Raw genomic sequence first — 20,397 nt, 5'->3', positions numbered from 1 at the left:
GTGCCCGGCGTGTACCTGCTCGCGATCCTCGTGAGCGCTGCCGGAGTGGCGCTGCTCGACCGCCGCTGGCGGCTCGCGGCCTGGGCGGCACCAGGGCGTACAGCAGCTGCCGTGGGGATCGGCACCGCCTTCTTCGTGCTGTGGGACCTCGTCGGCATCGTCGCCGGGGTGTTCGTGAAGGGCGGGAGCCCGCTGCTGCTGGGCGTCGACCTCGCACCGCATCTCCCCGTCGAGGAGCCCGTGTTCCTCGCCTTCCTCTGCTACCTCGCCGTGGTGGCGTGGGCGGGTGCGCTGCGCGCGATCTCACGGCGGAAGGATGCCGTCACGCCCCGCGAGGAGGCACGCCGATGACGTACGGCCTCATCCTCCTGCCCTTCCTCGCGGCCACCGCGGTCGCCGTGTCGCTCACGGCGCGGCGCCCGCGATTCGGAGCGCGGATGGCGGCGTCGGCCGCGGCCGCCGGCATCCTGATCCTGCTCACGGTGGTCTTCGACAACGTCATGATCGCCGCCGGGCTGTTCACCTACCCCGATGAGCTCATCTCGGGGATCCGCATCGGGCTCGCGCCTGTCGAGGACTTCGCGTACCCGCTGTGCGCGGCCTTCCTCGTGCCGGCGGTGTTCACGCTCCTCTCGCCCGCGCGGGGCGAGGGCGTGGAGGCGGGCCGATGACCGTCGCCGACCCGCTGCGCGCCGGCGCCGTCGCACGCCGGCTGCTCGTCTCGTCGCGACCGGTCAGCTGGATCAACACCGCCTACCCGTTCGCCGCGGCATACCTGATGACCACCCGGCAGATCGACATCGTGCTGGTGCTGGGCACCCTCTTCTTCCTCATCCCGTACAACCTCGCGATGTACGGGATCAACGACGTCTTCGACTACGAGTCCGACCTGCGCAACCCGCGCAAGGGCGGGGCTCACGGGGCCGTGCTCGACCGGCGTCTGCACCGGGTGACGCTCGTCGCCGCGGCCCTCGCGTGCCTGCCCTTCGTCGTCTTCCTGGTCGTCGTCGGTTCCCCGGCGTCCTGGCTGGTGCTGGCGGGGAGCCTCTTCTTCGTCGTCTTCTACAGCGCGCCGCCGCTGCGGCTGAAGGAACGCCCGTTCCTGGACTCGCTGACCAGCAGCATCCACTTCTTCTCACCGGCGGTCTACGGCCTCGTCCTCGCGGATGCGACGTGGACCTGGCAGCTGGCTGCGCTCATCGCCGCGTTCGCCCTGTGGGGTGTCGCGTCGCACGCGTTCGGGGCCGTGCAGGACGTCGTCGCGGATCGAGAGGCGGGCATCGCCTCGATCGCCACCGTCCGCGGAGCTCGATGGACCGTCCGCTTCGCGCTGTGGTGCTACGCCGCGGCAGGCGTGGCGATGCTCGCGACGGCGTGGCCGGGACCACTCGCCGCCCTGCTCGCCGTGCCGTACCTCATCACCGTCTGGCCCTACCGCGCGATCTCGGATGCCGACGCGTCGGCCGCGACCACCGGGTGGGACCGGTTCCTGTGGCTCAACCAGTTCACCGGCTTCGCCGTCACCCTGCTGCTCATCTGGTACGCCGTGCGCACGGCCTGATCCGCTCCACCTGGGCACGCGGAAGGGCCGCCCGTCCGAAGACGAGCGACCCTTCCCGGTGTCGCGGAGGTGCTGCCTACTGCTCGCCGAGCTGGATGAGCTTCTCGACGGCCGCCGTGAGGCGGGCGTCGGCCTCGCCGTACGCGGTCCAGTCGCCCTTCTCCAGCGCGGCCTGACGATCGAGCATCGCCTGCTGCGCGTCCTGCAGAGCCTGCTGATACGCATCGGTCGGCTGGTCAGGAGTCGGCGAGGGCGTCGGCTCGGGTGTCGGCTCAGGCGTCGCGTTCGGATCGACGGGCACGTCGGTGTCGCCGGCATCCGCGCCCGAATCACCGCCGAACAGCACGTCCAGCGCTTCGTTCAGCGTGTCTTCGAAGGCGACCTCGTTGCCGAACGAGACCAGCACCTTCTGCAGCGACGGGAAGCTCGTCGCACCGGACGACTGCACGAACACCGGCTGCACGTAGAGCAGACCGCCGCCCACGGGCAGTGTCAGCAGGTTGCCCTTCAGCACGTCCGAGTCTCCCTGTTTGAGCAGGTTGACGAAGGACGATACCTCGGGTTGCGCGTCGAAGTTGTTCTGCACCTGGCCGGGGCCGGGGACCGTCGTATCGGCGCTGATCTCCAGCATCCTGAGCTTGCCGTAGTCGGAGCTCTGCTTGCCGGCCTCGCTTCCGGCGTTCGAGTCGACGGCGAGATAGCCCATCAGCACGTTGCGGCCCTCGCCCGAGGGGATGAACGACGTGAACATCGAGTACGTGGGTGCGTCCTGGCCGGGCATCTGCATCGTCAGGTAGTACGGCGGCTGCAGCTGCGTATCGGCCTGCGGGTCGTTGGGCGTCTTCCACCGGTTGTCGCTCTGGTAGAACGACCGGGCGTCGTCGACGTGGTAGACGCCGAGGATCGTCCGCTGCACCTTGAACAGGTCGGTCGGGTAGCGGACGTGGCTCATGAGCTGGGCCGACATGTCGCTGATCGGCTTGACGGTCGACGGGTACACCTTCTGCCACGACTTCAGCACCGGGTCCTTCTCGTCCCACGCGTACAGCGTCACCTTGCCGTCGTATGCGTCGACCGTGGCCTTGACCGAGTTGCGGATGTAGTTGATGTCGTCGAGCGCGAACCGCGGTGCGGGGTTGCTCGAGTCCGAGATCGCCGAGGTGAGGCTCACCGTCGACGAGTACGGGTAGTTCGCGCTGAGCGTGTAGCCGTCGACGATCCACACGATGCGTCCGTCGACGACCGACGGATACGGGTCGTTGTCGAGCGTCAGGTACGGCGCCACCTTCTGGACGCGGTCGAGCGGGCTGCGGTCGTAGAGGATCTGCGAGTCCTCGTTGACGTAGTCCGAGAAGAGGATCTGCTCGGCCTGGAACTTCAGCGCGTAGATCAGGCGGTTGAACACATTGCCCAGGCTCGGGCCACCGTTGCCCTCGAAGGTGGTCTTGGTCTCGTTGGACGAGTCGTCCTGACCCGACGGGTAGTCGAGCTCGATCGGCTCGGAGCCCTTCGGCCCGCCGACGATCGAATACGTCGGCGAGTACTCGCCGAAGTAGACGCGCGGCTGGAAGTCCTCCTCGTCCGACAGGAAGCCCGTCGCCGGGATGCCGCGCTCGAGGAACACCGGGTTGCCGTCGACCGTGCGGTCGTTGCCCTTGGCCGCCACGATGCCGTAGCCGTGGGTGTAGACCACGGCGCTGTTCTGCCAGTCGTTCGCGACCCCGAGCTGCTCGAGGTTGAGCTCGCGGACCGAGACGACCGTGTCCTGCGACGTGCCGTCGATGTCGTAGCGGTCGACGTCCAGCGGATCGGCGAACTGGTAATACGAGCGGTACTGCTCGAGCTGGCGCACCGTGGGCGACACGATCGCGGGGTCCATGACGCGGATCTGCGCGGTCGTGCCGGCATCCTCGCGCAGCTGGCCCGCCTCGACATCGGTGACCGCGGTGAAGTCCTGCTTGTCGAGGCCGTCGATGCCGTACGCCGTCTTCGTCATGTCGACGTTGCGCTGGTAGTACTGCTCCTCCAGCGTCAGCCGGTTCGGCTGCACCTGGAAGGTGGTCACCACCCACGGGTAGCCGACGCCGAGGACGATCGCCGAGACGACGAGCAGCGCGGTGGCCACGAGCGGGTAGCGCCAGCGGCCGATGATCGCGGTGACGAAGAAGAGGATCGCCACGATGACGGCGGCGAAGGCGAGGATCGTCTGGCCGGGGATGATCGCGTTCACGCCCGTGTAGCCGGGACCGGTGATGCGGTCGCCCGGCTCGCTCAGCGTCTTGTAGCGGTCGAGCCAGAGGCTCGCGCCCTGGACGAGCAGGTAGAGGCCGGCGATGACGGCCAGCTGGATGCGGGCGGACTTCGAGATGCGCAGTTCGCGCTGGCCGACCCGCACCGAGCCGTAGAGGTACGAGACGAGCGCGGTCACCAGCAGGCACACCAGCAGCACGGCCGACAGGAACCCGACGAGCGAGCTCCAGAACGGCAGCGCGAACATGTAGAAGCCGGTGTCGAGGTGGAACTGCGGGTCGGTCGTGTCGGTCTTGACACCGTTGAACCACAGCCACGTGGTCTCCCACTGGGCCGACGCCGCGAATCCGGCGAAGAAGCCGAAGAAGACGGGGATGCCCCACATGGCGAGGCGGCGCAGCGGCTCGACGACCTCCTGGTAGCGGTCCAGCTGCGAACTCAGCCGCGCGTACACCGGGCGCAGACGGTAGGCCAGCTGGATGGAGAGCCACACGGGCACCGCCATGCCGAGGAACCCGACGACGAACATCACGACCCGCGCGATCCACTGGGTCGTCAGCACGGACTGGAAGCCGAGCTGATCGAACCAGAGCCAGTCGGCGTACAGGCTCGCGAACACGAAGAAGGCCACCACGAGCGCGGCGATGACCACGAGGGTGATGGCGATGACGCGTCGGGTGCGGGACGGTGTGGCCGGGGTCGGCGCTGAGGTCGTGGTCACCGTCCCATCCTAGGCGGGCCACTCAGGGCGGATGCTTTGTCCGCGCTGGGCGAACCCCCAGAATTCCGGGCCGCGCGAGCGGTTCAGCCGGCCTTGCAGGTGGGCAGCGCGTCGAGGTCTCCGCCGTCGCTGATCGCCTCGAGCACGTTCAGCGAATCGTCGAGCGTCTTCACCGAGAAGACCCGCAGGTCGCCCGGGATGTGGCCCACCACCTCGTCGCAGTTCGAGTCCGGGGCCAGGAACCACTCGGCTCCGGCATCCACCGCTCCCCACATCTTCTGACGGATGCCGCCGATCGGGCCCACCGTGCCGTCGGCGGTGATGGTGCCGGTGCCGGCGACCTGCTCGCCGCCGTTGAGCTCGCCGGGCGTCAGCGTGTCGATGATGCCGAGCGCGAACATCATGCCCGCGCTCGGGCCGCCCACGTTGTTCAGCTGGATCGTCACATCGATCGGGAAGTCGTAGTCCGTGATGAGCGTGACCCCGATGAGCCAGACCGTCTTGCCGTCGGAGGTCGCCTCCTTCGGCGTCACCGAGACGGTCTGCTGCGCCCCGTCGCGCTCGATCACGATCTCGACCGGTGCGCCGCCGCCGTCGTTGATGACCTTGCGCAGCGCATCGGCGTCGGTGACGGCCTGGCCGTCCGCCGAGACGATGATGTCCCCCTCTTCGAGGACGCCCTCGGCGGCCGCGCCCTCGATGACGGAGTGCACCGAGAGCTTCGCCCCCACGTCGTACCCGAGCTCGGTGAGAGCCGCGGCGGTCGCCTCGTGCTGCGAGTCGACCATCATCGCTGCGCTCTCTTTGTTGCGCTGCTCGGTGGTCTGGCCCGCCGGGAACACGGCGTCGATCGGCAGCACCGCCTTGCTCGGATCGAACCACGCCATCGCGAGCTCGAACCACGAAGGCGTGTGCTCGCGGTTGCCCTGCACCTGGACGGTCAGAAGATCCAGCGACCCGTCGGTCGGATACGTCTGCGCGCCCTCCACCGCGATGAGCGGCACCTCCTCGCCGTCGGCGTTCACCGCCGAGCCGAGCGTGTTGTAGACGGGCCCGGGCTGCTGGATCACGTACGACGTCGGCAGGAACGTGATGACGAGGAGCATGACCATCGCCACCGCGAGCGCCCACACTCCCGCCACAGCACGTCGCGACATGCGCTGCCGCGGCGCGGGCTCGATGGTGGTGTTCTCGTCGAACAGGGCCACGCGGGACCTCTCTTCCGTGCCGGGTGTGGGAGTGCCTGGTCGTTCGCGACCGGCGTAAGGGTTCGAGGTCCCGGCCGGGGAGTGCGACGGATGCTGCGACTAGCGTAGAGCGCAACGTCATCGACCGGCTGAAAGGCGGCTGAAGTGGCAGACGACGATCGCAGTCCAGAGGACGACTTCCAGGAGCTCATCCGGCAGCTCTTCGGCGGCGGCGCGGGCGGCATCGATCCCGAACAGCTCTCGCGGCTGTCGGGCATGGAGATCGACCCGGCGATGATGCAGCAGATCATGCGGCAGCTCCAGGGCGTGTTCGCGAACGCCGGCGAGAGCGGCGTGTCGTGGGACATGGCCAAGCGCCAGGCACTGCACATCGCCAACCAGGAGGGGCTGGGCATCACGGCGGGCCAGCGCACCGACCTCGACCAGGCGTTTGCGCTCGCGACGCTGTGGCTGAGCGAGGCGACCGGCATCTCCGAGCTCGCCGCTCCCCCGACCACCATCACCCGCGGCGCGTGGGTCGAGGCGACCCTGCCGGTGTGGCAGGATCTCGCGGAGCCCGTCGCCACGAGCATCGCCGACGCCCTCACGACCGCGCTCAGCGAGCAGTCCCCCGAAGACATGCAGGAGCTCGTGCAGGGCGCCGGCCGTCTCATGCGCACGATCGGCGGATCGCTGTTCGCGACCCAGCTCGGCCAGGTGATCGGCAACCTGTCCAAAGAGGTCGTGAGCGGCGGCGACGTCGGCATCCCGCTGATGCCCGACGGACAGGCCGTCATCCTGCCGCAGAACTTCGCCGACTTCGGCCGCGACCTCGAGGTGCCCGAGGACCAGCTGGCGCTGTACATCGCGACGCGCGAACTGGCGCACGCGCGCCTGTTCCGTCACGCCCGCTGGCTGCGGCTGCACGTGATCTCGCAGGTCACCGACTTCGCCCGCGGCGTGCACGTCGACACCGGGATGCTCGAAGACATGGCGTCGCGCTTCGACCCCTCGCAGCCGGAGGAGCTGCGCGAGGCGCTGGAGAGCGGCGCGCTGCTGCCGCCGCGCTCCGAGGCCCAGAACGCCGCGCTCGCCCGCCTCGAGAACCTGCTCGCGACGATCGAGGGCTGGGTCGAGGTCGTCACCGAGGACGCCACGTCGCGCCTCCCCTCCGCGCCCCGCATCGCCGAGGCCGTGCGGCGGAGGCGTGCGGTCGGCGGACCGGCCGAGCGCGCGCTCGCGTCGCTCGTGGGCCTGGAGATCCGGCCGCGCCGCATGCGCGAGGCCGCCGCGATGTGGCGCGCCGTGACGGATGCCGTCGGGCCGGCCGCGCGCGACGCCCTGTGGGACTACCCCGACCTCATGCCGGCGGCGTCCGACATCGACGATCCGGCCGCATTGGTCGCACGCCTGGAGGCGCGCGCCCGCGGGGAGGAGCCCGCACCGGACGAGATGGACGACGCCCTCGCTCGCCTGCTCGCCGGGGAGCTGCCCGACGCGGAGGCCGAGGGCGGCTCGCCCTCCGAGGCGCCCGGCGAGGGCGGGGACGACGACGGCGCGCCGGAGGACCACCGCCCGGTCTGATCACGCGCTTCCTCCCCAATGCGGAGGCAGGTTCCCCCGGGTGAGCGGACTGTGGATAACCGCTCACGCCGATCGGCGCTCGGGCAGGATCGGGGCATGCTGAGCCTGGATCCCTCGTACCCGCCGGTGTGGCGCACCGCGTCGGCGCTGCAGTTCGGCGCCGAGCCCGTGGCGTTGATCGACGACCCGGCGTCCTGGCAGCTGCGCATGGTGCGCGAGCTCGAGCGCGGCATCCCCGACGCGTCGTTCGTCCCGTTGGCACGCGCCCATGGCGCACCCACCGACGATGACGCGACGCAGCTGCTTGTGCGTCTTCGCCGCGCCCTCACGACCGGCCGGGCCGCCCGACGGATCGTGTCGCTGCATCGTGACGACGCCGTCACCGACGAGCAGATCCGGCTCGTCGCCCGCGGCCTGGCCGCCGCGGGGTTCGACGCCGAGGTGCGGCATCGCTTCGATCCGATCGACGAGCCGGTTCCGGATGCCGCCGCCGTCGTGTTCGCGGTGGCCCGCGTCGCGCCGCCCAGCGTCGCCGCGTCGCTCATGGCGTCCGACGTGCCGCACCTGCCGGTGGTGCTCACCGGCTCGGGCGCCGACATCGGTCCGTACGTCCAGCCCGGCGACACCGCCTGCCTGGCCTGCGTGGCGGCGCACCGCCGCGACGCGGATCCGTCCTGGCCCGCGGTCGCCGCTCAGCTCATCGGGCGCCCGGTGGAGGTCGAGGCGGGCGTGCTGTGGGAGGCGGGGATGGTGGCGGGCCGGCTCATCGACGAGCGCGCCCGGCGCCGTCTCGCTCGGACGCGGTCGGTCTCGCTGCGCTCCGGGTCGCTGCACCGGGACGTCCGGACGCACCGACCGCACGAAGAGTGCCGTTGCCGATCTCTTTCAGGAAGCGCGACGGCTGCCGCTCCCGTACCCCTCGTGCCCATGTCACGGACAGCGTTCGCCCGGCCCGCGTGATGCCGACGTACGCCAGCCTGCGCTCTTCGTCGGCCTGCTCGAACGTCGTGGCGTACGAGATGGGCAGCAGGCCCTCCGCCATCCCGACGAGATGGACGTGCTCCCACTCCAGTCCCTTCGCCGCGTGCAGCGTCGCAAGGGTCACGGTGCGCAGCGCCGGCTCGTCGTGCACCTTGGCGCGCGCCGTCAGCTCGTCCGTGAACGAACGCAGCGTCGTGCCGGCAGGCGCCTCCTCGGCCAGGCGCAGCAGTGCCGCGCGGGCCTCCCACGCATCGCGCAGCGCGCCGCCCGCCTGCGGCGGCTCGTCGGTCAGCCCGCGGGAGCGGAGGATGTCGCGCACGGTGTCGACGAGACCGCTCTCCAGGGGCGCGACGGCGGCCGCGCGCAGCTCCATGACCGCCTGCCGCACCTCGGGCATGTCGAAGAACCGGCGCCCGCCGAGGACCGTGGTCGCGATCCCGGCGTCCGAGAGCGCGGCGACGAGCTCCGCGGACTGGGCATGGGCGCGGTACAGCACGGCGATGTGGCGCGGATCGATCCCGTCGGCGATCTGCGCCGCGATGCGCTTGGCGACGGCGCGGGCCTCGTCACGGTCGTCCTCGAACGCCGTGACGGTCGGCAGCGTGTCGGCGGCGTCGGGGGCGCCGGCCGCACGGGACGGGGCGGGCGACAGGTGCAGGGCGCCCGGGCGCCCGCGCATGAGCTCGTTCGCGACGCCCAGGATGCCGGCATCCGATCGGTAGTTCGTCTCGAGGCGAACGATGCGTGCACCCTCGAACCGCTTGTCGAAGTCGAGGAGGAACCGCGCGTCGGCCCCGGCGAACGAGTAGATCGTCTGGCTCGCGTCGCCGACCACGCAGAGGTCGCGGCGATCGCCGAGCCACAGCTCGAGCAGGCGGTTCTGCAACGGCGAGACGTCCTGGAACTCGTCGACCGTGAAGTGCCGGTACTGCTCGCGCACGGCCTTCGCGACCTGCGGCTCGGCCTCGAGCATCCCCGCGCACGCGAGGAGCACGTCTTCGAAGTCCAGCTGCCTGCGCTCGTCCTTGAGCTTCTCGTACGCCTGCTGCAGCGCCACGACGCGATCGGTGCCGAGCCGCCCGACCCCGTTCGGCCGCACCGCGGCGTACTCGTCGATGCTCAGCATCGACACCTTGCGCCACTCGATCTCGGACGCGACGTCTCGCAGCGTGGCGACATCCGGCGACAGACCCACGCCGTCGGCGGCATGGGCGAGCAGCTTCACCTTGTGGTCGACGATGCCTGGAGCCGTATCGCCCGCGAGCGTCGGCCAGAAGAAGTTCAGCTGCGCCAGCGCCGCGGCGTGGAACGTCCGCGCCGACACACCTCCGACACCCAGCGCGCGGAGGCGTCCCCGCATCTCGCCCGCGGCCTTGGCGGTGAAGGTCACGGCCATGACCCGCCCCGGCGAGTACGCGCCGGTGTCGACGCCGTGCGCGATGCGGTGCGTGATGACGCGCGTCTTTCCGGTGCCCGCACCGGCGAGCACGACGACGGGGCCGCGCAGCGCGCGCACCGCTTCGAGCTGATACTCGTCGAGCCCGGCGAGGGCGCCACCGCTCACGCGCGTCCCCCGTACCAGTCGGCGATCAGGCGGTGCGCGATCGACGCGGGTCCGGGAAGGACGACCTCGGTCTCGCCGGCGAGGGCGCGGCCGATCTCATCACGCGTGAACCAGCGCACTGCCGCGATCTCCTCGCCGTCCGCGCGGGCAGCGGCATCGTCGCGGGCCTCGGCGAAGAAGCCCAGCATGAGCGAACGCGGATACGGCCACGCCTGCGAGCCGCGGTAGGTGACGGTGCCGACCTCGATGCCGGATTCCTCGGCGACCTCGCGTCGGACGGCGGCTTCGAGAGACTCCCCCGCCTCGACGAACCCCGCGAAGCACGAGAAGCGGTCCGCTCCCCAGAGGGCGTTCGAGCCGAGGAGCAGCGCGTCGGGATCCGTCGCACTGGTGATGGCGACGATGACGGCCGGATCGGTGCGCGGGAAGTGCTGGCGACCGCACGAGGGGCAGCGTCGCGACCACCCGGCGTCGACGAGGTCGGTGAGCGTTCCGCACGCCGGGCAGTAGCGCGAGTCGATCAGCCACCGCCCGAGGCTCAGCGCCTCGACGAAGGCCGCCGCGTCGGTGGCGTCCAGTGAGCCGCCGACGGTGCGCAGCCCCGCCCAGCCCGCCGGTGACGGGAGCGGCGCGTCGTCGCCGGAAGGGAAGACCGCCGTCAGCAGCAGGGCGTCCTTGTCGTCGCGCCCGAGCAGCGCCCACTCGGCACCGTCGGGCACGTCGGCGGCGGGGAACCAGGCCAGCCGGCCGGTGCCGGCGAGGGGTGCGGCATCCCCGTGGATCACCAGGACGCGGGTCGCGGCATCCTTCCGCGCCGTCTGCAGCAGATCCGGGGTCGCCCGTTCCTCGGCCGCGCGGTCGAAGCCGGCCCGGGCCAGCGGCGGTTCTCCGGTGCTGCCTGTGGCCGTCATCGAGGATGCTCCGCTTCGTCGATAGGGCCGGGCGTGGCGCGGGTACTGTCGCGCGTGCCCGACCTACCCTGGGCACATGGCACGCTCACCCCTCACTCTAGCCGCGTCCGTCACCTCGGCTCTCCCGAGGGCAGGGGTCGTCGGGGTCGGCGTGCTCACCGAAGGCGCGAGCGGGCGCTACGACTCCGCAGTGGCGGACCTGGACGACGGCCGCCGAGTCGTGATCCGGGTGCCCGCTGACGAGGATGCCGCGGCCGATCTCGCCGCCGAGGTGCGGGCGCTGCGCGCCCTGACGCCCGGCGTGCGCAGCCTGCTCCCCTTCCGCGCGCCCGAGCTCCTCGGCGAGACGGGCCTCGGCGGCGACCGAGCGGTCGTCGTGGACTTCCTGCCCGGCTATCGCGTGGATGCCGCGCACCTGCCCGCCGGTCGCGGTGCTGCCACCTCGCTCGGCGCTGCCCTGGCCGCGGTGCACTCGCTGCCGCATTCGGTGGTGAAGACCGACGGCCTTCCCGCCCGGACCCCGCAGCAGGTGCGCACCGACGTCTCGCGCGTCATCGACCGGGCGGCGGCCACGCGACGGCTGCCACGGACGCTGCAGGACCGGTGGAGTCAGGCCGTCGCCACCGAGGAGCTGTGGCGCTTCGAATCGGCCGTCGTGCTCGACGGGATCGGCACAGGAGCATTCGTCTTCGAAGACCTCGACGACGTGCCGACGGTCACGGGGCTGCTCGACTGGCATGGGCTCTCGATCGGCGACCCCGCCACCGACCTGCAATGGCTGGCGTCCGCACCCGACGCCGCGAACGACGTCTACGCCGCATACCTCGCCGAGAGCGGACGCGCGCCCGACGCGCGCGTGCGCGAACGCGCCCGGCTGTACGCCGAGCTCGAGTTCGCCAAGTGGCTGATCCACGGGCACGACGAGGCCCGCGACGACATCGTCGCGGACGCCGTCGAGCTGCTGGAGTCGCTCGCCGCCGGGGTCACCGGCGATGCGCTCGTCACCGACGACCCGCTCGATGTCGACGATGCCATCGCGCTGCTCGCCCGGATGCCCGGGCCGGCAGCCGAGTCCGCCACCCCCGTCGACACGTCGATGCAGACCGACGCGTACGATGCCGACGAACTCGCCCGCTGGGTGGCCGAAGAGGACGCCCGCGGTGACACCGGCGGCGCGCCGCGCGCCTACGCCGACAGCGCCGACCCGTCGGACACGCAGGAGCTCTCGGCGGACGACCTCGCCGAGATCACGGCGCTGCGCTCGGATGACAGGCGTGCCGGGGACGGCGCGCGGCGCGACGGCGCGAGCGGATCTGCGTCCGTGCACCCGGCCGACGATCTCTCCACGGCCCCGATCCCGCTTCCGGGGGCCGCCGGTGAGCGGGCTGAGGACGCCGGGGATGCCGCCGCAGACGCCGAACGTGCGTCCGAGGCCGCGCTGCGACGGTGGATGGCCGACTGATCGCTCCGACGCCCGGTCGGGTCAGTTGCGCAGGATGATGTCCTCCGCCACGTAGTACAGCGCGACATCGATCTCGTCCAACGGGATGCCGTGCTTGGCGTGGTAGGCCTGCCGGTAGAGCTCGAGCTGCAGCATCCGCTCGTCCTTCTCGGCGGGCGTACGCGGCGCGGCGCCCGTCTTCCAGTCGACGATCTCGATGCGACCGCCGCGGTCCTCGCGTCGGTACACGGCGTCGAGCTTGCAGATGACGATGTGCGGCAGCCCGTCGGGGCCGGTCGTGGTGAAGTCGATCTCGGTCTCGACCTCGATCGGCTGGAGGTGCGCCCACTCCGAGGCCAGGAACCTCTCGCGCAGCGCAGCCAGGGCCGCGGCATCCTCCGCCGAGGCATCGGTGCCCGCAGTCTCGTCGTCGAGCTCCCACAGCGAGTCGTCGAGCGACCCGCCCAGCCCGGACTGACCGGAGCGCTGCTCGACCCACGCGTGGAACAGGGTGCCCAGCCGGGTCTGCCGGAACGGCTTCTCGGGCAGCGGCCGCGCGATGCGCGCGAGAGTGCCCTCGAGGTCAGCGGCATACTCCTTGTACCGCGACGCGGGGATGCGCGTGGGTGCGGTGTGCGCGGGCTTCGCCCGGCGGGCGTCTCGCTCGGCGAGGAGCAGCGCCGCCTGCGGATCGAGCTCGGCACGGGGCTCGGCGGATACCGCCGCAACGGTGCCTGCGGCATGGAGGACGGCGGCGCGGCGCGACCCGAGCGGATCGATCGGCCACTGCAGGACGCGCCGCTCGCCCTGGTACGGGTCTTCACCAGGCTCGTCGTCAGGCAGCGGCACGCCGAGCGCCTCGGCGATCTCGGTGTAGAACACGGAGCGGCTGCGCGGGCGCTTGGTCCCCGACCAGGTCGCGCCGGTCAGGAGCAGGTGATCGCGAGCGCGCGTGACCGCGACGTAGGCGAGCCGACGGTCCTCTTCGAGCTGGCGGGCCCGGTTGGCCTCGACGAAGGCGTCGAGCGCCTCTTTGAGCTCCTGCTGCGTCTGCGCGGACTGCCACGCGAGCATCGGCAGCCACGCCGAGTCGCCGCGGAACGCATAGGGCAGCACGCCGAAGCCGAGCCAGGCCTTCGTGTCGCGCGGGGCGCTGGGGAGCTCGTCCTTCACGAGACGTACCACCGCGACCGCGTCCCACTCCAGCCCCTTGGAGCCGTGGATCGTCAGCAGCTGCACCACGTCGTCCTCGGGAGGCTCGGTGCGTGGGGCGAACTCGTCCAGCTGCTCGGCGTGATCGAGCCACGCCAGCAGGCTCGACAGCGAGCCCGTCTCGTCGGCGGCGAGGAACGCGTGCACCTCGTCCACGAAGGCGCGCAGCTGGGCCGAGGCGACGCGGGCCGGCCCGCGAGACTCGTTCGCCGCCAGCTCGACGTCGAGCCGCAGCTCGAGTTCGATCAGCCGGACGAGTTCGGGGATCGGCATCCCGCTCGCCTGACGCAGGCCGGCGAACACCGAAGCGGCCTCACGGAGGCGTTCGCGCGCTGCCGGAGTGAACCCCTCCAGCCAGCCGTGGTCGGGCTTCTGCCGCAGCACGAAGTCGAGGGCGTCGACGAGAGACCCGTCGTCGTCACCGGCGCTGCCGCGGATGCGCTCGACCACCTCGGGCGCGAGCGGCTGGAGTGCGGCATCGTGTCGCGCGAGGCGGCGCGACAGGGCGGCGAGCTCCCTGAGGTCGGGCAGCCCGATCCCCCACCGCGGCCCCGCGAGCAGACGGATGAGGGCGGACCCGGCGGACGGGTCGCTGATCACCCGCAGCGCGCACACCACGTCGACCACCTCGGGAGTCGACAGCAGCCCGCCGAGCCCGAGGATGCGGTGCGGGATGCCGCGGCGTCCGAGCGCGTCGCCGAACCTCACCATGTGCTTCTTGCTGCGGAACAGGATCGCGCCGGTCGTGCTGCGACCGGCGGCGCGACGGTCGGCGCGCACCCGGGCGAACCATTCCGCCACTCGATCCGCCTCGGTATCGAGGTCGGCGTCGAAGCCCAGCTCGACGAGGCCCTCGGGTGCTCCCGGACGCGCCCGCAGCTCCTGTACGGCGACGGCCGCCGACTCCGCCAGCGGGGCCAGGACGGCGTTGGCCGCCGTCAGGACGCTGGCGCTGTTGCGCCAGCTCGTGAGCAGGGCGAATCGCGCACAGTCGCCGTGGGGAGCGAAGGCCTCGGCGAACCCGCCGAGGTTGCCCGCGCTCGCGCCTCGCCAGCCGTAGATCGCCTGGTGCGGATCGCCGACGGCCATCACGCCGGTGCCAGCGAACAGCGTCGCCAGCAGGTCGGTCTGCACGACCGAGGTGTCCTGGTACTCGTCCAGCAGCACGACCCGGTAGCGGTCGCGCAGCTCATCGGCGACGGCCCGGTGCCCGGTGACGACCTCGAACGCCCCCGCCACCTGGTCGGAGAAGTCGATGACGCCCAGTCGTCGCTTCTCGGCGTCGTACTCCCGGGCGAGGTCGGCGAGCATCGCGAGCGCGTCGACCTTGTCGGCGGCGTCCGCGACGTCCGCGTAGACGGTGGTGCGCCGGTTGGTCGACGGAAGATCCCGGACCGTGCCGAACCGCTCGGGGAACGCGGCGAGCGCGTCGAAGTCGACCAGGTTGTCGACGCCGTCGCGTGCGATCCGCAGCGCGGCGTCCACGATGCTGCGCACCGCCTCGCCGCGCGTCTCCAGCCGCGGATCGTCGGAGGCGAAGACGACGCGGCGCATGAGCAGCCATGCCGCGGACTCCGAGAGCACGGCGGCCTCGGCATCCCGCCCGATCCGCAGGGCGTGCTCGCGCACGATCTGGTCGGCGAAGCTGTTGTACGTCGACACCGTGGGCCGATGCAGCAGCGCATCGTCGGAGGAGTCCTGCGCGACCGCGCCGACCTCGGCCGCGAGCGCGTCGAGCAGCCGGTGGCGCTCGGCGGTCGCGCGGGCGCCGTCGGCGCCGGAGCGCTCCAGTTCGCCGAAGACCTCGAGCCGCCCGGTCTCCGCGAGGGCCGGCAGGGCCGGGAGCAGCCCGCGGCGTTCGAACTCGGCGAGTCGTGAGAGCCGCTTCTGGATGCGTTCCGCCAGCTCGCCCGCCGCCTTGCGGGTGAACGTGAGCCCGAGCACCTCGTCCCGGCGCACGATGCCGTTGGCGACCAGCCACACGACCCGGGCCGACATCGTCTCGGTCTTGCCACTGCCGGCTCCGGCGACGACGAGGGCGGGCGACAGGGGCGCCTCGATGACCTCCGTCTGCTCGGCCGTCGGGGGGAACTGGCCCAGGGCGGCAGCGATGACCCGCGCCGGAAGGATCGCGGATGCCGGGAGTCCTTCGGCCTCGACAGGGCTCTGCAGCATCGTCACGAGGCGCTCACCGCGCCGATCGTGTGGATGCGGCACAGGCCGTAGGAATGCTCGTCACGGCAGTGCTCCTCATACGGTGCGGTGAAGGATGCGCCGCGCATCACGGCGACGGCGGTGCGGATGCGGCCGACGAAGGCATCGCGTCGTTCGTCGTCGAACGGCGGCTGCCACGGCGTGGCGTACTCCGCACGCGCCGCGGTCGGACGCAGCACGAGGAGCTTCGCACCGCCGGGCGCGTGACCTGCCGCCTCGGGGATCGCGCCCGACTCGAACGCGAGCTGGTAGGCGGCGAGCTGCGGATTGTCGAGCACCTTCGCGTCGGTCTGCGGCTCGCGCTTGCCGGTCTTGAGGTCCATGATCACGACGGTGCCGTCGGGCGCCAGCTCGACGCGGTCGATATAGCCCGAGAGGATCACACGGTGCTCGCGGTCGGCGTCGTCCGCCGGATCCGCCGGCGCCGGGTCGGCGGGCGCGGCATCCGGTCCGCCGAGCGGTCCTTCGAGCGGGATCACCACCTCGAAGTGCGGCTCGGCACCGATCAGGGTGCCGCCCGCGTCGTCGAAACGGCGCAGGTAGAGGTGGAGCCGTCGCACGAGGTCCCGCGCCCGCGTCTGCTCGGCGCGGTCGCGCCACTCGGCCTCGAACGTGAGCTCGCCCCAGCGCGACTCCACCTCGGCCCACAGCGCCGCCTCGTCATGGCCGGCGGCGTGCTCGAGTGCGGCATGGATGATGGTTCCGAGCCCGGCGGTCGTGCCACCCGGGTCGCCGCCCAGATCGCCGATCACCCAGTTGAGCTCGCACTCCTCCAGCGCGTGCAGTCGGGACGGGGACACGCGCACATCCTCACGGGACAGATCGCGCAGCGGCCCCGTCGATGTCGGCTCGGCGACGCCGAACCATTCATCGGGCGCGGCTCCGGGGACGCCGGCCTCTGCGAGCAGCACGAGCTGCTGGGCGGCGGCGCGCGCGGCCGTCGGCAGGACGCGTTCCGGCGCAGCCGCCCGCGGGGCGGTCGTCGTCAGCGTCCGCCGGTGCCGGGCCACGAGTCCGCGCAGCGAGACCGGATGATCGAGTTCGAACGGCTCGGGGTCGGGCAGCATCTCGAAGAACACACTCGGACCGGTGTCGTCGTCGTCCACGGCGGTCACGACGACCCGCGACGTCGCCCGCGACAGGGCCCGCGCGAGCAGTCTCAGTTCATCGTGCATCGCCGCGCGACGGCGGTCGAAGGCGCCCGTGCTCTCGCCGTCCGCGCGGGTCGCGGCATCCGCGAGTCGCCACGTCTCGAGCAGGCTGCCGCGCAGCCGCGTGTTCGGCCAGACGGCGTCCTGCATGCCCGCGACCACGACCGTGTCGAACTCGAGCCCGAGCGCGCCGGCGGGCGTCAGGATCCGCACGCTGTCGTCGCGCGCGGGGGCATCGAGGCGGTCCTCGGCGACGCCGCTGTCGAGGATGGACCGCACGAACAGGCGCGGGTCGGCGTCGAGGGAGCGCTCGACGAACCTCTTCGCCGCCTGGAACAGCGCGACGAGGGCATCCAGGTCGCGGTTCGCCTGTTCGGCGAGGGGTCCGTTGCCGCGCGCGAGCTCCGCCCACGCACGTTCGAGTCCGCTGCGTTCCCATGCCGTCCACAGCAGTTCGTGCGCCGTCGCGCCGCGTCCCAGGGCGTCGCGCAGCACCGCGAGGGTGCGCGCGAGGGCCGCGGCCCGACGCGCCTCACGCGTGTCGATGAGGTCGAACTCCAGCGGCTGCGCCATGGCCGACAGCACGAGGTCACGACCGGATCGCTCGACCCCGGGTGCCGACCGTTCCGTGCTCTCGGGATCCGCCTCGTCGCCGAGCACCTGCCGCAGCTCGGCGTGACGCAGCGCCGACCGCAGGCGGCGCAGCTCGATGACGTCGAGCCTCCCGTACGTGCCGACGAGGGCCGCCTGCACGTCATCGAACGTCCAGTCATCTCGCGACGCCAGTTCGACGAGCCGCAGCAGGTCGGCGACCGGCCGGAGCGCGCCGAGGGCGCGGCCGGGGCCGCTGGATCGCGCCGGCACCTCGCGGGCCGAAAGTTCCGCCTCGAGGGCCGCGACCTGCCGCGTGTCGTGGGCGATCACGGCGCACGCATGCCACGGCACCCCGTCGTGCACGTGGCGCTCGCGCAGGACGCGCGCGACGGCGTCGTACTCCTCGGCCGGCGAGCGCAGCGTGAGCACGCGCACCGAGTCGTCCGGCTCGGCGCCCGTCGCAGCGGCGCGGTGCGCCACCACTCCGACGGCGCCGATCCGCTGGGTGACGCGCCCGATGAGCTCCCGCTGCCACGCGCTGCCGCGATGCCCGTCGGCGAGCACGTGCACGGCTCCGAGCGATCCGGCCAGGCGGGCGAAGTTCTCGGGCGTCGCCCCGCGGAAGGAACCCGACCCGACATCGGGGTCGCCGAAGGCGAGCACCGCCGCCCCGCGATCGCGCACCGCCTCGATCAGCTCCACTCCCCCGAGCGTCAGCTCCTGTGCGTCGTCGACGAGCACGAACCGCACGCGGTCGATCGCGGGGATGCCGGCCGCGGGGCCGGCGCGCAGCAGTCCGACGGCCTCGCGCACGAGCCCCGCGGCGTCGCGGTGCGCACCGCGCATGGCCGCCCGCACCTGCAGGTATTCGTCGGCGAACGAGGCCAGCGACGTCCACGCCGGCAGGCCGTGGCGCTCGCCGAGCTCACGGAGTCGCTGCGGCTCGATCCCGAGCGTCGTGCACTCCGCGAGGAACGTGCGCACCTCGGTGCGGAAGCCCGCGGTCGATCGGATGGCGGGCCCGAGCCATTCCGGCCAGCGGGAGGGGCCGTCCGCCTCGTCCTCGGCGTCGCCGTCGAGCAGGTCCCGGATGATCTGGTCCTCGTCGCCGCCCGTGAGCAGCTGCGGCGGGTCGGCGTCCACGGCGACCGCGTGAGCCCGGACGAGCTGGAACGCGTACGAGGCCACCGACCGCGCGAGAGGGCCGGCGGTCGCGACCCCCACCGCGAGCCCCAGCCGGTCGCGCAGCACCGTCGCGGTCTGTCGCGAGGGGGTGAGCACGAGCACGGAATCAGGATCGGCGCCCGCCTCCACGAGCGCGGCCACGCGGGCGACGAGGGTCGCCGTCTTGCCCGTCCCCGGCGCCCCGACGACGACAGCGGAGGCCTCGGCGGGCAACCCGATCACCGCGCGCTGTTGCGGGTCGGGCGCGAACGGCGCACTGGTCTGGCTCCCCGGGGTCACCCTTCGACGCTAGCGCGGGCGGACGACATCGGCCGTTCGCCCAGAGCGTTCCGGCGACGGGCGGACGCCCCGTCGGGGTGTCGTAGAGTTGCCATGCGTCCGGGGAGCCTCAGCCTCGCACCGAGCAACCATCGCCCCGCGCAGGAGGTCAGTCACGTGGAGATCCGCATCGGCATCGCGAACACCGGCCGCGAGCTCAACTTCGAGACGAACGAGCCCGCCGCCGACGTCAAGAAGTCCATCGCCGCCGCCCTCGACGCCGGCGCCACTCACGTGACGTTCGCCGACGCCAAGGGCAACTCGTACATCGTCCCCACCGCGGGCCTGGCGTACGTCGAGCTCGGCTCGGAAGAGTCGCGCCGCGTCGGCTTCGTCGCCTGATCTCTCGCCCGCAGACATGCAGATCCTCATCGCGTTCATCGTCGGCGCGGTCGTCGGCATCGGCATCCACTTCCAGCTGCACCAGCGGCTGACGCGCGGTGTCGCCCTCGCCCCCATGATCGGCGCCGTCTCGGCGGGCGCCGCGTGGACGCTGCTCACGTGGCTGGGCGTCGGCATCGACACGCCGTGGCCCTGGCTCGCGGCGCTCATCGTCCCGGTCGTCGTCACCTACCCGGCGATCCTCCTCACGTCCCGCGTGCGCGTCGCCCACGACGCCCGCGAGAAGGCGCGCCTCGGCATCGGCTGACGCGTCCTCGCACGACAGAGATCCGGGATGCCTCGACACGAGGCATCCCGGATCTTCTCGTCTCAGGCTGCCAGGCCCATCGCGTCCATGCGGCGGGAGTGGGCGGCCATCAGCTCGGTGAACACCGGCTCGACCTTCTCCTCGTCGGCCGAGCCACGGCTCATCGGACGCAGCGCGGCGCGGGCGATCAGGAGCGTGTCGCCCACGAGGCGACGGCCCCACATCGCCAGCAGCGACTTCCACTCGGGGTCGCTGGCGATGGTGTCGGCGAGGATCTCGACGATCGCCTGGCGGTCGGAGTCCGCCTGGAGGATGCGTGCCACGCGGCCGCCCGTCTCGCCGTAGCTGGCGGACAGCGCGAGGTAGAAGTCGTCGAGCATGCCGGCGGTGATGTGGACGGAGAGCATCGTCTCCTGGGAGCGCACGCCGTGGGTCGCCACCCGGAACGCGTCGAGCGGCTCCCGGAACGGACGCATGATCTCCGTCGGGTCGTCCCCCCGCTCGCGGATGAGCGCGACGAGCGCCTCGTGCTTGGTGAGCGCGGCCCCGGCGGCGCGGGCCACCGCCTCCTTCTCGGAGAGCTCGGGGAGCGACTGGATGAGTTCGGTGAGGGTCTCGAAGTAGCCCAGCTGCAGATACGCCGCCTGCCCGAGGAACGTGTCGATGTCCGGGGCGAGCTCTTCGAAATCGACGCGATTCGCGCCGCTCAGCTCGTCCCGCGAGCGGAGCTGGAGCTTGCGCCCCGTCTGCGGGCGCTGCCAGAACCACTTCACCATGCACGAAAGCCTACGAGGCGGCGGCGCTGAGCGTGGGCGCGGACGTCCTCCGGTATCGTGGGTCGCAGCCCCGGCGTCGGATCGGGGCGCCCGCGCCT

Annotated in this window: 14 protein-coding genes; 7 read left to right on the top strand and 7 right to left on the bottom strand. The window is 72.0% G+C overall.

Features of this window, described 5'->3' with window-relative positions; all coding sequences use genetic code 11:
• Genes ACTHNQ_RS11225 through ACTHNQ_RS11215 form a run of 3 tightly spaced genes read left to right on the top strand, consistent with a single transcriptional unit; the run spans position 1 to position 1,561 of the window.
• Positions 1–351, top strand: coding sequence for a lycopene cyclase domain-containing protein (locus ACTHNQ_RS11225; RefSeq protein WP_440333447.1), 351 nt, complete (start codon positions 1–3; stop codon positions 349–351).
• Complete coding sequence (locus ACTHNQ_RS11220; RefSeq protein WP_440333446.1) at positions 348–671, top strand: lycopene cyclase domain-containing protein; 324 nt, start codon at positions 348–350, stop codon at positions 669–671. The genes ACTHNQ_RS11225 and ACTHNQ_RS11220 overlap by 4 nt, the downstream gene beginning before the upstream one ends.
• A complete protein-coding gene (locus ACTHNQ_RS11215) occupies positions 668–1,561 on the top strand; it encodes a prenyltransferase (RefSeq protein ID WP_440333445.1) in 894 nt (297 codons plus the stop codon). The genes ACTHNQ_RS11220 and ACTHNQ_RS11215 overlap by 4 nt, the downstream gene beginning before the upstream one ends.
• A gap of 76 nt (positions 1,562–1,637) precedes the next feature.
• Here the strand turns inward: ACTHNQ_RS11215 and ACTHNQ_RS11210 are convergent, their stop codons facing one another.
• Together ACTHNQ_RS11210 and ACTHNQ_RS11205 are read right to left on the bottom strand one after the other, a co-directional pair.
• Positions 1,638–4,532, bottom strand: coding sequence for a UPF0182 family membrane protein (locus ACTHNQ_RS11210; protein ID WP_440333444.1), 2,895 nt, complete (start codon positions 4,530–4,532; stop codon positions 1,638–1,640).
• An 83-nt stretch (positions 4,533–4,615) separates the two neighbouring features.
• Entirely contained in the window at positions 4,616–5,740 is a 1,125-nt protein-coding gene (locus ACTHNQ_RS11205) for a YlbL family protein (protein ID WP_440333443.1), read from the bottom strand.
• 144 nt (positions 5,741–5,884) lie between these two features.
• Here ACTHNQ_RS11205 and ACTHNQ_RS11200 point away from each other — a divergent pair, with 144 nt between their 5' ends.
• A complete protein-coding gene (locus ACTHNQ_RS11200; protein ID WP_440333442.1) occupies positions 5,885–7,303 on the top strand; it encodes a zinc-dependent metalloprotease in 1,419 nt (472 codons plus the stop codon).
• Between the two features lie 763 nt (positions 7,304–8,066).
• On the opposite strand, the gene ACTHNQ_RS11195 is transcribed toward ACTHNQ_RS11200, so the two are convergent.
• Positions 8,067–9,848, bottom strand: a complete 1,782-nt coding sequence (locus ACTHNQ_RS11195) for an ATP-dependent helicase (protein ID WP_440333441.1) — start codon at positions 9,846–9,848, stop codon at positions 8,067–8,069.
• Complete coding sequence (nudC, locus tag ACTHNQ_RS11190; RefSeq protein ID WP_440333440.1) at positions 9,845–10,759, bottom strand: NAD(+) diphosphatase; 915 nt, start codon at positions 10,757–10,759, stop codon at positions 9,845–9,847. Before nudC ends, ACTHNQ_RS11195 begins: the two co-directional genes overlap by 4 nt.
• Before the next feature lie 76 nt (positions 10,760–10,835).
• On the opposite strand from nudC, the gene ACTHNQ_RS11185 reads away from it, so the two are divergent.
• Positions 10,836–12,221 (top strand): phosphotransferase, encoded by a 1,386-nt coding sequence (locus ACTHNQ_RS11185; protein WP_440333439.1) that lies wholly within the window; start codon positions 10,836–10,838, stop codon positions 12,219–12,221.
• 21 nt (positions 12,222–12,242) lie between these two features.
• Here the strand turns inward: ACTHNQ_RS11185 and ACTHNQ_RS11180 are convergent, their stop codons facing one another.
• Positions 12,243–15,587, bottom strand: coding sequence for an ATP-dependent DNA helicase (locus ACTHNQ_RS11180; RefSeq protein WP_440333456.1), 3,345 nt, complete (start codon positions 15,585–15,587; stop codon positions 12,243–12,245).
• A 2-nt stretch (positions 15,588–15,589) separates the two neighbouring features.
• Positions 15,590–18,835, bottom strand: coding sequence for an ATP-dependent helicase (locus tag ACTHNQ_RS11175; protein ID WP_440333438.1), 3,246 nt, complete (start codon positions 18,833–18,835; stop codon positions 15,590–15,592).
• 156 nt (positions 18,836–18,991) lie between these two features.
• Here ACTHNQ_RS11175 and ACTHNQ_RS11170 point away from each other — a divergent pair, with 156 nt between their 5' ends.
• Both ACTHNQ_RS11170 and ACTHNQ_RS11165 read left to right on the top strand, forming a co-directional pair.
• A complete protein-coding gene (locus ACTHNQ_RS11170; RefSeq protein ID WP_018171265.1) occupies positions 18,992–19,216 on the top strand; it encodes a DUF3107 domain-containing protein in 225 nt (74 codons plus the stop codon).
• 16 nt (positions 19,217–19,232) lie between these two features.
• Positions 19,233–19,523: a hypothetical protein gene (locus ACTHNQ_RS11165; protein ID WP_440333437.1), complete on the top strand. Its 291-nt coding sequence runs from the start codon at positions 19,233–19,235 to the stop codon at positions 19,521–19,523.
• A gap of 62 nt (positions 19,524–19,585) precedes the next feature.
• Here ACTHNQ_RS11165 and ACTHNQ_RS11160 read toward each other — a convergent pair whose 3' ends face one another.
• A complete protein-coding gene (locus tag ACTHNQ_RS11160; RefSeq protein WP_440333436.1) occupies positions 19,586–20,299 on the bottom strand; it encodes a ferritin-like fold-containing protein in 714 nt (237 codons plus the stop codon).
• Positions 20,300–20,397: the final 98 nt, after the last annotated feature.

Source organism: Microbacterium sp., from assembly GCF_051953575.1.
In the GTDB taxonomy this organism is placed as follows: Bacteria; Actinomycetota; Actinomycetes; order Actinomycetales; family Microbacteriaceae; genus Microbacterium.
Note: the sequence above shows the minus strand (reverse complement) of the source record. Positions and strands in the feature narration are given on the sequence as shown.

Coding starts and splice junctions, on each gene's coding strand:
- ACTHNQ_RS11220 (WP_440333446.1), top strand. CDS start 348: ATGACGTACGGCCTCATCCTCCTGCCCTTCCTCGCGGCCACCGCGGTC.
- ACTHNQ_RS11215 (WP_440333445.1), top strand. CDS start 668: ATGACCGTCGCCGACCCGCTGCGCGCCGGCGCCGTCGCACGCCGGCTG.
- nudC (WP_440333440.1), bottom strand. CDS start 10,759: ATGACGGCCACAGGCAGCACCGGAGAACCGCCGCTGGCCCGGGCCGGC.
- ACTHNQ_RS11185 (WP_440333439.1), top strand. CDS start 10,836: ATGGCACGCTCACCCCTCACTCTAGCCGCGTCCGTCACCTCGGCTCTC.
- ACTHNQ_RS11180 (WP_440333456.1), bottom strand. CDS start 15,587: ATGCTGCAGAGCCCTGTCGAGGCCGAAGGACTCCCGGCATCCGCGATC.
- ACTHNQ_RS11165 (WP_440333437.1), top strand. CDS start 19,233: ATGCAGATCCTCATCGCGTTCATCGTCGGCGCGGTCGTCGGCATCGGC.
- ACTHNQ_RS11160 (WP_440333436.1), bottom strand. CDS start 20,299: ATGGTGAAGTGGTTCTGGCAGCGCCCGCAGACGGGGCGCAAGCTCCAG.